Below are 11,683 nucleotides of genomic sequence, written 5' to 3' on the forward strand. Positions count from 1 at the left end.
TGATAAACACCCACGGCTTTCAACCCCTAAATAAAAATCATAAACATGAAACTATTTCAACAAACAAAAATAATTAACCAAAGGGGTTGCAGTAAAAATAAATTTACATAAGATGGAGGCAAGTTACTGCTTCAGTAACGATAAAACCAGCCATTGAATATTACGACAGCAATATTCAATCTTCGAGTTTGAATTATCCTTCAAGCTTATTGATAAAACGATTACCGTCGTTGTATACAAGATACTGTTTACCATACGGTAACTTAATAAGGATGTATTTCATGGAAAAGCTTTCTGGCGCGAGTATGATCGTGCGCTCATTAATTGATGAAGGTGTCAGCCATATCTTCGGTTACCCCGGCGGTTCGGTGTTAGACATTTACGATTCTCTGCACAAAATATCCGGTATCGAACACATCTTAGTACGTCATGAGCAAGCTGCCGTGCACATGGCTGATGGCTACGCACGCGCTACCGGAAAAGTCGGCGTGGTACTTGTGACCTCAGGCCCTGGTGCAACCAACGCAATTACCGGGATAGCCACCGCGTACATGGATTCAATTCCGCTAGTAGTGCTGTCTGGTCAAGTACCGAGTAATTTGATTGGTAATGATGCCTTCCAAGAATGTGACATGATTGGTATCTCACGCCCTATCGTAAAACACAGCTTTTTAATAACCGACGCTAAAGACATTCCTGAAACAGTCAAAAAAGCCTTCTTTATTGCAGCAACAGGTCGCCCAGGCCCTGTGGTAATTGACTTGCCAAAAGACTGCTTAAGCCCAGATATACTGCATGATTATATTTATCCAGATAGCGTAAAAATGCGCTCATACAATCCAACAACTGTTGGTCATAAAGGCCAAATCCGTCGTGGCTTGCAAGCTTTATTAGCGGCTAAAAAACCTGTGTTATATGTCGGTGGTGGCGCGATAATTTCGGGTTGTGACGCGCAAATTCTGGCGCTTGCAGAGCGCTTGAACATCCCAGTGGTCAGTACCCTAATGGGCTTAGGTGCATTTCCTGGCACCCACAAACAAAGTTTAGGCATGTTGGGGATGCATGGTTTATATGAAGCCAATATGGCAATGCATAATACCGATTTAATCTTTGGTATTGGAGTCCGTTTTGACGACCGCACCACCAACAATGTTGAAAAATATTGCCCTAACGCAACCATTTTGCACATCGATATTGATCCATCATCTATTTCTAAAACGGTTCGGGTCGATATTCCGATTGTGGGTTCTGCCGATAATATTCTAGACGCTATGTTAGATTTACTCGATGAAACGAACGACACCAATGATGCGACCGCTATGGCTGCTTGGTGGAGCGATATTGAAATTTGGCGCTCACGCCAAAGTTTAGAATTTGATCGCACCAGCGACAGAATCAAACCACAGCAAGTGATTGAAACCTTGTACAAACTGACTAATGGCGATGCTTATGTGGCGTCAGATGTCGGCCAACATCAAATGTTTGCTGCCTTGTATTACCCTTTTGATAAACCTCGCCGTTGGATTAACTCGGGTGGATTAGGCACTATGGGCTTTGGTTTACCTGCGGCAATGGGCGTTAAAATGGCGTTTCCTGAGGAAACGGTAGTATGCGTCACAGGTGATGGTTCTATCCAAATGAATATTCAGGAGCTTTCTACCGCACTGCAATATGACACTCCGGTGAAAATTATTAACTTAAACAACCGCTTTCTTGGCATGGTAAAACAATGGCAAGACATGATTTATTCCGGTCGTCATTCACAATCCTATATGGACTCTGTGCCTAATTTCGCCAAAATTGCCGAAGCTTATGGCCATGTTGGTATGAACATCAATCACCCTGATGAATTAGAATCAAAACTAGCTGAAGCATTGGCAATGAAAGATAAATTAGTCTTTGTTGATATCAGTGTCGACGAGACTGAACACGTATACCCAATGCTCATTCGTGGCGGTGCAATGAACGAAATGTGGCTAACCAAGACGGAGAAAAGCTAATGCGTCGTATTATTTCTGTATTACTTGAAAACCAACCAGGCGCATTATCACGAGTGGTAGGTTTATTTTCTCAGCGCGGTTACAACATTGAAAGCTTAACTGTAGCGCCAACTGAAGATACAACCTTGTCACGTTTAAATATTACCGTGATTGCAGATGCCAATATTCTCGAGCAAATTGAAAAGCAATTGCACAAGCTTATTGATATTTTAAAAGTAGCTAACATTACTGAGTCACCCCACATTGAACGTGAAATTGCCTTAGTAAAAGTGAAAGCTCAAGGCGATCAACGCGAAGAAGTCAAACGCACTGCAGATATTTTTCGTGGTCAAATTGTTGATGTGACTTCCAATATCTATACCGTGCAGATGGTTGGCACCAGCGATAAAATTGATGCATTTATCCACGCGCTCACCGACATGACCAAGGTGATTGAAATATCACGTTCTGGTGTTGTAGGTTTAGCACGTGGTGAAAAATCCATGAGAGCCTAACCGCAGCTTGTCTGAAATAAAAAGCAGAGTCACTAATAATATATAGTGGACTCTGCTTTTTTTTGGGCGATAAAGCCTGATCCCCCAACAGCTTACTGACTCAAGTTTAGATTTAACACTCATCACCATTGCATAAGAGTCAAGCTTGCCAACCTTGACCATAAACTTATAGACGGTAATAGCTTAGCTATATAACGGCTGCGCATCGATAGGTTTAGCTTCAACAATATAACGATATTCGGCATTACCAGAAAGTTGATCAAACGGATAACAGGTGATCAAGGTTAAGTGTTTTTCTGCCGTAGGAGCAAGCACCTTCATGTCAGTTTCATGCACCACTTCGGTGGCCGTTATTTGATATAACACTCGCTCCCCCTCGGTACTGTATAGCTCGATGATGTCGCCCAATTTTACATATTGTAAACGCATAAAGTGACTGTCACGATGACCCGCTATAATGGTATTCCCCTGCTCCCCTAACCCAGCGCCGCCTAGCATCAATCCCGGCCCAAAAGCCAAATTACGTCCAGAGGCCCCAGCGAGCACATATAGATCGCTACCTAAGGGCTGAAAACCATCAGTTTGCTGTTGCAATACGCGCATTTTCGCCACGGGATGAGTGTCGGCCCACGACCAGGGTTTATGTGGTTGGTTATCCACTAAGGTTTGCTCAAAGGCACGCTCAATCAAAAATTGCGCAAAATGGGCTTTAGCTTGCATATAACCTCCCTGTATTAATAGTCCGCATCCCAGCACGCTCATCAGCACAATCACAATCCAGTGTTTGGTCGTTGATATAGTTCGCTGCATCATTTGGCTCCCGTTTAATCATCTGATTCAATCACTAACACCTGCCCTGGTAAGCGTTGTCTTAACCATAAATAGTGCAGTAAACCCAAACCTAATAAGCTAAAACCGATTAATAACCATAAGCGACTAGCGGTTCCCGTTTGCGGCAGCACTTGCGACGATGGTGCCGCTTGCAAACCATGTGGCAGATGATTCTGTAATTGCACGTCAATAGGGCTATCAATTAATGGATTTACCGGTGTCACGTCCACTGCAACTAAGCTGGTTTGGCTGGTCACTAGGTGATACAGGATACCTAACGCTTCCACTTGTTTATCAACACGTTGACGATTACTACTGTCTTTATACAATTCGAGTGAGGTGATTTGCGCATTCGCCCACAATAGATCAATGCCTTTTGCTGCTTGATTATCATCAAAATCAAGCTGTTGTTGCCAATACTGACCATTGATATTACCTGAGACAATAATCGGTTGCTGCTGGTGTGATGCAGATTTAATGCTGACCCAAAGTGGTTCGTTTTGGTACAGGTCGCTAATGGTTGTCGGCCAGTAATCCGGTACGCTGCCATCAAGGTAATACAAGCCAATATTAGTAAGCACTGGTTGTTCAATTTTATGTAACAACTGCTCAATTTTTTGCTGCACTTCAGCCTCATCACCAATATAGGTAAATGTGCCACGGCCCATAGTGGCAGCTCGGCGCATAAAGTCTGAATTCGGTGCAGAGCCAATGCCAACAGTAAATAATCGACTGTCACCCAATTGATTACTAATCAATTGGTACAGTTCATGTTCATTACCCACTGCACCATCTGTCATAAAAATAACCTGACGCAACATGGACTCGTTATGCTTAGCAGTTTGATCGTTTTGTGGTGCTTGGACACTGTCCACCAGCGCGGTTTGTAATGCACCGCGCATTTCGGTGCCACCATTAGCGTCTAATAATTGAATAAACCGATTTGCTCGATTGATATTACGACTATTGGCAGGCAATGGTGTTGCCGACAACATACTGACGTCACTGTTAAATTCAATGATATTAAAACTGTCGATATCACGCAGCCCAGCGAGGGCAAATTGTAATGCTTGTTTGGCCTGAATAATCGATTGACCAGACATAGACCCAGAGGTGTCGATAACTAAAATCAGTTCTCTGGAAATAAGATGTTGCTCACTCACCTCGACACTGGGCGGCATTAACATCACTAACGAGTACAAATTATTATCTACGGGATTGGCTTGTCTTTGCTCTGCCCCTGCAACATTTTTCGCATCAGTAAAGTCATTGCTATTATCTGTCACATGGGTTTTACCGGTTTGATAAAATGTCGCCGCTTGCGGTAATGCGCCAACATTGGCTTGCCATTGCAGCACAAAATCACGGTCGGCAGTTTGTTTACCTGCAAAGCTCACATTGTAATAATGACCATGACTTGACTGTTTAATTGGATGATACAGACTGTTTAGCGAGTTCAATTCAAACCCTGCATCTATATTTACTTGCATATTAACCATCAGTTGAGAATGGGCTTGAACTATAGGCTTCACCTCATTATGGCTAGACGGCATGGTTTGCTGTTGCGGCTCGCTATTATGATCCCCTTGCGGGTTATAACGCGGCGTAATCGCTAATGGAAAACGTAAACTAAACATCCCATCGCGGTATTCAACCTGTTGCTGGTAACTGATCTCAACAATTAACTGCTCATGCGGAGCAAGATTGGCCACATCTGATGAAAATAAGTTACGACGCTGTTGCTGTAATAAACTGGCTTGTTTACCTTGTTTTTTAGCGGTCTCAAACGTCTGTAATGCTTGCTTCTTAGGTTGGATTTTACCCGCTATAATCTTGTCACCTATGCGTAACTGCATGCTATCAACGGCGGCATTGTCGGGTAGCGGAAAGACATATCGCCCGTTAACCCATTGATCTGAATCATTGATAAACACTTGCTTAACCGTAACACGATTAAGCAAACCCGACACATCCATGCTCACTTGTGTATCCAGCGCTAAGGCCTGTATGACTTGGTTTTGGGTAGAATAGACTAAGGTTCCTTGGCTGATATCGTTATCTTGATATCCAGACGGTGAGGCAAATGCCCTGGTAACACAGGCATAAATGACAAATAACAAACCGAAACACAGTAATTTATAGACATGCTTTACAGAAAAATGTGGCATCAAAAAAAACGGGCGCATATGTAGCTCCTTACCCTTAGATACCCAAACATCCTGCTCATATTGACTTCAGGAGGCTTGGGTATAAGCGCCAACATCATTGTTTGCGCCGACATGAGTAATCATTAAAACAAAAAGAAAAATCGACTTAGTGACATTGTTTGGCACTGCGTTTTGCAAACAGATATGCAAAACCGTGCTCGGCGTTTAGTTGGCCGCGAGTTCAGCACCCGGCGCCATTAACTTGAGCGTTACTCGACGATCAAAAAAGTCATTTTCAAAATTTTGTTCTTGATGCATTGGCGATGTCGCGCCATAAGCTTGTCCATGCAAACGGTCACGTGCTATTCCTTGTATTACCAAGTATTGCGTCACTTCAGCTAAGCGCTGCTCTGACAAAGCTTGATTAAAATCATTATCACCACGGCGATCGGCATAACCGGTTAGATCAATGGTTAATTCAGGTGATAGGTTCATCATATAAGCCACATTATCTAGCTGTTGTTCAAATAGCGGTTCAATGTGGCTCGATCCGGTTTTAAACTGCACGTTCATACCTATGGTGAGCTCATTAAGCGTCTGCAATTGATTGGCTTGTTGTTCGGTTAAATTAGACTGTAATTGATAATACTTTTCAGATACTTGCTCCAATGATTGCTGCTTGGCATTCAGAGCCATTAATTGCTCATTGGTTTGAGCCAATTGCTGTTCTTGCTCTACCAGTTGCTGTTTCTGCACGGTAAGCTCAGCATCATCACCAACCGACTTACCAATAAAAGTACCGGTAAATGCACCAATAATGGCCCCAACAGGCCCACCAATCACAGCGCCAAGTAAAATCCCAGAGCTCAAACCCACTAGCTCTTCGGTATGTTCGCGTTCATCGGTAATATCAGTGTCATTAGCCCAGCTGACATTTGACACCATCATGGTAGTGATCATCGTTGCGGCAATAAGTTGCTTTTTCATAAAGAATCCCTTTAGCGGTTGTTTAAAAAACGTTCGTTATCATCAATGCATCATTTAATGCGTTGCTGATTAACGCTATGTCGCTATTAAACACCTCATAGATGGCTTTATTGGGGAGCAAAAATGGCAATGTGGCGATCAAATGTGGCAACAATATGGCAATTGCCGTAGACGGCTTTTTTGGTTGATAAAATCCTGTATAGTCAGCACTGTATCTATTTATCAGCTCATTAATTGAAATCATCCCATGAAACGAATTGCCATTGTTGAAGATGAAGCCGCTATCCGCGAAAACTATAAAGATGTCCTGCAACAGCAAGGATATAGCGTGCAAGCTTATGCAAACCGCCCCGCAGCTATGCTCGCCTTTAATGGTCGTTTACCTGACCTAGCCATTATTGATATAGGTTTGGAACATGAAATTGATGGTGGTTTTACCCTATGCCAGTCACTTCGGGCGATGTCGAGTAGCTTACCGATTATCTTTTTAACCGCCAGAGACAGCGACTTTGATACCGTTTGTGGCCTACGTTTAGGCGCTGACGACTACTTAACCAAAGATGTCAGTTTTCCTCATTTATTGGCGCGTATTGCAGCACTGTTTCGCCGTTCAGAACTCATAGGCTCAAGCCCCATTGAAGACAACTTACTCGAGCGCGGTCACCTCACCATTGATGGCAACCGTATTCAGGTTTATTGGAAATCGCTGCCAATAGAGCTGACAGTGACCGAATTTTGGATGGTACACGCTATGGCAAAACATCCAGGTCATGTGCGCAGTCGCCAAGATTTAATGCAAGAAGCCAAAATTTACGTTGACGACAGTACTATCACCTCACATGTAAAACGCATTCGTAAAAAGTTTATCGCTATCGACTCCGAGTTTGACTGTATCGATACAGTGTATGGTATGGGTTATCGCTGGGACAATATTTAACCGATGAATTTACCTATAGGACTGCGCGCCAAAGTTGTCATTTTGTCACTGTTTTTGTTCTGCCTACCTTGGCTTGGGTATGAATATGTGTGGGAAATGGAAAAGTACTTGCGCTATGGCCAAGAAAAAACGTTGGAAGGTACCACTCAGGCACTTGCCACCGCCTTACATGAGCGACCTAAATTATTTGACAACCAAGCGAGCTTTTTAAACCAAGTTGAAGAAGGTCGCGACTTATACGCATACCCGTTAGCGGGCCCGATCCAACTTGATGGCAAACTCACAGATTGGGACTTATACCAACATCGCACCTTAAACTACTCTGATGAACATGTGCTTTATCAACGTAATAAATCCGAGCCAATTGATATCAGCTTTAACCATATGGTGGGTAAATACGGCGGTTACCTATATGGATTTTTTAATGTCACTGATCAAAATGTTGTTTTTCGTAGCCGTAAAAGTTTGCGCATCGACAGAAACGATCATTTAGTCATGGCCACTCAATCGCCCGATGGTCAGTTCAGGCGTTATATTATTGCCAACACTCAAAGTGGCTGGTTAAGTGCATTTGAATTACCCGCTGATCCCAGCCAATCTATGCCCGTTAGTCCAGAAGTGCGTATTCAAGGACAATGGCTCAAAACAGAGCAAGGTTACAATATTGAATTCAGGCTGCCGCTGGAAATGGTCGGCAGTAAACTAGGTTTTGCGATTCATAATGTCAACGATGCCAAAACCCGGCAATTAGTGAATATCATCGGCACATCAGCCACCGATTCCGTCGCCAGTTTAGGCACTGTACTCGTGCCCTCACCTGAAATTGAAAGCATTATTAAAGGCATGAGCCATAACAGCTCACGCATTTGGGTGGTCGATAATCATGGCCGAGTACTGGCTAAATCGGGCGATATTCGTTCATCATCCAATACGTGGGCGGATGACCTAGACGTCAATCAAGCAGACTCGTTTTGGCAGCACGTCAAGCAGCAATATATATTGCCGCTGTACTACAAAATATTAACCCGTCCACCGCAAGACTTTATCGATTCGCTGCAAGACTCTACCGAACTCACCGGCAGCCACATTGAAAAAGCCTTAAGCGGTAAGCAAGGTTCAACATGGCGCCTCACCCCAGATAATAAAGCGGTGGTACTGGCCGCAGCCAGCCCAATATGGATTGATGATAAAGTCATGGGCGTAGTAATAGCAGAGGAAACCACTCACGGTATTCGCAGCCTACGTAACCGCGCATTAGAAAAGCTGTTTAACGTTATCTTGACCATTATGAGCATGGGCACATTAGCCTTGTTTATCTTTGCTTCCAGTATTTCAAGTCGCATCCGTCGTCTGCGTGATCAGGCTGAACTCGCCATCGACAGTCAAGGCCGGGTAAGGCAGCAAATTGTCGCTTCAAAAAATCGTGATGAAATCGGTGACTTGTCCCGCAGCTTTTCAAGTATTGTCAGCCGTTTAGGTCAGTACACACATTATTTGGAAAATATGTCATCGCGCTTGTCGCATGAACTGCGCACCCCAGTTGCCGTGGTTCGCAGCTCGCTTGAGCATTTGGGTTTACAACAACTTGATGACCAATCGCAAAAATATGTTAATCGCGCTCAGGAAGGCGTCAGTCGCTTGCATCTTATTTTAAATAACCTAAGCGAAGCTACCCGCTTAGAAGCCAGTTTAACCCAAGCTGAAAGCTGCCACTTTTCATTAAAGAAGGTCATCAGTGGTTGCATGCAAGGCTATCAAATCACCTATCCAGATCAAGTATTTACCGTGCATATTGAAGATAAAACCCTGTTTTGCGACGGTGTTCCGGAATATATTGCTCAATTAATGGATAAACTGATCAACAACGCGATTGAGTTTCATGAGCCCGCCAGCGCGATTACTGTCAGCCTGACTCAATACAATAAACAGGCGATATTGAAAGTCAGTAATATTGGTCCTTTATTGCCTAAAGACATGAATAGCCAAATTTTTGAATCCATGGTGTCAATTAGGCCGCAAGGTATAAACGGCAAGCCACATCTGGGTTTAGGCTTGTATATTGCTCGTTTGGTCACCGACTTCCATCATGGCACGATTAAAGCTAGCAACATGATAGAAAATGGTATTGAAGGAGTCGAAATATGCCTGACGTTACCCTTGAGTGATGAAAAATAGTCAACCACAGCATTTAAGCGCTTTTATTTACGTTTGTAGGTGCTAGGATAATCAACTTTGGTATATCACTCACCGTAGCGCATTTATCCATGTCATTGATATTTTCTAATAAAAATTAGCTAAAGCATAAGCCGTGGACTCTACACATAATGGAAGTAACAACATGAGCAAAGACGATAAACTCGCCACCCAGATTGTTAGCGTTGGCCGCGAAAAAAAATTCACCAAAGGCATTATCAATCCACCCGTATTTAGAGCCTCTACAGTGGTGTTCGAAACCATGGACGAGATGCGTTTTGCGATTAAAAACAAAACCAACGGTGAAATGTTTTATGGTCGTCGCGGCACCCCAACCCATTTTGCATTTCAACAAGCCATATGCGAACTTGAAGGCGGCGCGGGTACTGCATTATACCCTTCGGGTGCAGGCGCGATCAGCAGCGCTTTGTTGGCATTTTTAAAAAGTGGCGACCACTTATTAATGGTCGACACCGCCTATGAACCGACACGCGACTTATGCAATAAAATGCTCGCGGGTTTTGGTATCGAAACCACCTATTACGACCCAATGATTGGCGATGGCATTCGTGAGTTAATTCGTCCAAACACCAAGGTGTTATTTTTGGAATCACCAGGTTCTATCACCATGGAAGTGCAGGATGTTCCAACGCTCAGTCGTATCGCCCACGAACATAACGTTATTGTGATGCTGGATAATACTTGGGCCTCACCAATTAATTCTCGCCCATTTGATATGGGTGTCGACATCTCAATTCAAGCAGCCACCAAATACATTGTCGGCCATTCTGATGTGATGATGGGCACGGCTACTGCCAATGAACAGCATTGGGAGCAACTGCGCGAAAACAGTTACTTAATGGGCCAAACCACCTCGCCTGATGACGTGTATTTAGCCGCGCGAGGCTTACGTACATTAGGGGTGCGTATGGCACAGCATAATAAAAATGCCTTAAAAGTAGCCAATTGGTTGGCGACTCGTGCAGAAGTCGATCATGTGCGTCACCCAGCGTTCGATACTTGCCCAGGCCACGAATTTTTTAAACGCGACTTTAGCAGTGGTAATGGCTTATTCTCGTTTGTGCTTAAGCAAGGCGACTTAGCATCGGTGACGGCTTTTATTGAGAACATGGACCATTTTAAAATGGGCTTTTCATGGGGCGGTTTCGAAAGCTTAATTTTAGGGGTATTTGGTATTAACAATATCCGCACGGCTACCCAATGGGACAACAGCAAGCCATTAATACGCTTACACATTGGACTTGAAGATGCCGACGATTTAATTGCCGATCTTGATGCGGCATTTAGCCGATATAATGCAATACTACAAAAATAGCCTCTACTCGTGGCTGTAACGCTTTGCAAAAAACGTTTACGGAATGTTCAAACTAAAGGGAAATCAATGAATATCATCAAATTAGTCATTCTCAGCCTGTGCATTAGCATTGGCTATTATGCATTAACTATCGTGGCAATTGGCCAGTCTGCTGCCGGCAACTTATTGTGGTGGTTTAATAGCAGTGAATATCCAATGCTGGCGCACCTTGCACAGAACTTTGTTGGTATCGGCATAGCAGCGTTAATTCCTGCGTTTATAATCAGAAGTTACGAGCCTGGAAGACAATGGATTGCCATTACCATTATGATTTTAGCTGCCATGTTATTGCACGGTAATATGCATTACATGCCATGGGATCCGATGGGCATCGTCAGGTTTGTAAACAACACCTTGTTTTACGGTGATATCGGTGCAAAAGTGCTGTTTTTCTATATCTTACTGCTACCTATCCTATGGTTGATGCTGCTTAAACGTATGGCACGTGTCTAGCCCAAAGTAAGCATACAAAATAGCAGCCCAGTTAACTGTTAGGATTAACAAAGCCCTGAGTCATAATCGACCCAGGGGTTGTTAATACTTATAAGCCTTAGTGCAATGTCTACCAACGCTGCAACTTACAATCACACTAGCATTCGCAAACAATAATGAGGTTATTAATCCTCTAGTACTGAAATGAAAATTCGGTCTGCATTCCACAGTTCTATTATTTTGCGAGTCTTCTTGGCGTTCCAAAAACATTTTCCAAACAGAATAAT

The 11,683-nt window shown here is 43.5% G+C and carries 9 protein-coding genes; 6 read left to right on the forward strand and 3 right to left on the reverse strand.

The features are described 5' to 3' along the window. Window positions 1-281: 281 nt before the first annotated feature. Together ACED29_RS19710 and ilvN are read left to right on the forward strand one after the other, a co-directional pair. Window positions 282-2,000: an acetolactate synthase 3 large subunit gene (locus tag ACED29_RS19710; protein WP_182698765.1), complete on the forward strand. Its 1,719-nt coding sequence runs from the start codon at window positions 282-284 to the stop codon at window positions 1,998-2,000. Then, entirely contained in the window at window positions 2,000-2,494 is a 495-nt protein-coding gene (gene ilvN, locus ACED29_RS19715) for an acetolactate synthase small subunit (protein WP_182723813.1), read from the forward strand. Before ACED29_RS19710 ends, ilvN begins: the two co-directional genes overlap by 1 nt. A 183-nt stretch (window positions 2,495-2,677) precedes the next feature. Here ilvN and ACED29_RS19720 read toward each other — a convergent pair whose 3' ends face one another. The 3 genes from ACED29_RS19720 to pdsO all read right to left on the reverse strand — a co-directional run bounded on the left by ACED29_RS19720 (window position 2,678) and on the right by pdsO (window position 6,459). Further along, entirely contained in the window at window positions 2,678-3,307 is a 630-nt protein-coding gene (locus ACED29_RS19720; RefSeq protein ID WP_347690082.1) for a class GN sortase, read from the reverse strand. Between the two features lie 11 nt (window positions 3,308-3,318). Beyond that, the gene (locus ACED29_RS19725) at window positions 3,319-5,511 is read right to left on the reverse strand and encodes a marine proteobacterial sortase target protein (protein WP_371698511.1); all 2,193 of its coding nucleotides are present in this window, start codon (window positions 5,509-5,511) and stop codon (window positions 3,319-3,321) included. A gap of 186 nt (window positions 5,512-5,697) precedes the next feature. Next, entirely contained in the window at window positions 5,698-6,459 is a 762-nt protein-coding gene (pdsO, locus tag ACED29_RS19730) for a sortase-associated OmpA-like protein PdsO (protein WP_124018431.1), read from the reverse strand. Between the two features lie 247 nt (window positions 6,460-6,706). Between pdsO and pdsR the strand changes: the two genes are divergently transcribed. The 4 genes from pdsR (at window position 6,707) to ACED29_RS19750 (ending at window position 11,417) form a co-directional block, all read left to right on the forward strand. Beyond that, entirely contained in the window at window positions 6,707-7,396 is a 690-nt protein-coding gene (gene pdsR / locus ACED29_RS19735; RefSeq protein ID WP_124018430.1) for a proteobacterial dedicated sortase system response regulator, read from the forward strand. Between the two features lie 3 nt (window positions 7,397-7,399). Continuing rightward, window positions 7,400-9,571 carry a proteobacterial dedicated sortase system histidine kinase gene (gene pdsS, locus ACED29_RS19740; RefSeq protein WP_371698514.1) on the forward strand — a complete coding sequence of 724 codons (2,172 nt, stop codon included), beginning with the start codon at window positions 7,400-7,402 and terminating at the stop codon, window positions 9,569-9,571. A 163-nt stretch (window positions 9,572-9,734) separates the two neighbouring features. Further along, window positions 9,735-10,925, forward strand: coding sequence for a cystathionine beta-lyase (locus tag ACED29_RS19745; protein ID WP_182741769.1), 1,191 nt, complete (start codon window positions 9,735-9,737; stop codon window positions 10,923-10,925). A gap of 66 nt (window positions 10,926-10,991) precedes the next feature. Continuing rightward, the gene (locus ACED29_RS19750) at window positions 10,992-11,417 is read left to right on the forward strand and encodes a hypothetical protein (RefSeq protein ID WP_371698515.1); all 426 of its coding nucleotides are present in this window, start codon (window positions 10,992-10,994) and stop codon (window positions 11,415-11,417) included. Window positions 11,418-11,683 lie beyond the last annotated feature (266 nt).

The sequence above is a fragment of the Shewanella sp. 5S214 genome (assembly GCF_041439795.1).
In the GTDB taxonomy this organism is placed as follows: Bacteria; Pseudomonadota; Gammaproteobacteria; order Enterobacterales; family Shewanellaceae; genus Shewanella; species Shewanella vesiculosa.

Excerpts from the sequence above, each read along its gene's own strand:
- ACED29_RS19750 (WP_371698515.1), top strand. The coding sequence starts at position 10,992 with ATGAATATCATCAAATTAGTCATTCTCAGCCTGTGCATTAGCATTGGC.
- ACED29_RS19720 (WP_347690082.1), bottom strand. The coding sequence starts at position 3,307 with ATGATGCAGCGAACTATATCAACGACCAAACACTGGATTGTGATTGTG.
- ACED29_RS19745 (WP_182741769.1), top strand. The coding sequence starts at position 9,735 with ATGAGCAAAGACGATAAACTCGCCACCCAGATTGTTAGCGTTGGCCGC.
- pdsR (WP_124018430.1), top strand. The coding sequence starts at position 6,707 with ATGAAACGAATTGCCATTGTTGAAGATGAAGCCGCTATCCGCGAAAAC.
- pdsO (WP_124018431.1), bottom strand. The coding sequence starts at position 6,459 with ATGAAAAAGCAACTTATTGCCGCAACGATGATCACTACCATGATGGTG.
- pdsS (WP_371698514.1), top strand. The coding sequence starts at position 7,400 with ATGAATTTACCTATAGGACTGCGCGCCAAAGTTGTCATTTTGTCACTG.
- ACED29_RS19710 (WP_182698765.1), top strand. The coding sequence starts at position 282 with ATGGAAAAGCTTTCTGGCGCGAGTATGATCGTGCGCTCATTAATTGAT.
- ACED29_RS19725 (WP_371698511.1), bottom strand. The coding sequence starts at position 5,511 with ATGCGCCCGTTTTTTTTGATGCCACATTTTTCTGTAAAGCATGTCTAT.
- ilvN (WP_182723813.1), top strand. The coding sequence starts at position 2,000 with ATGCGTCGTATTATTTCTGTATTACTTGAAAACCAACCAGGCGCATTA.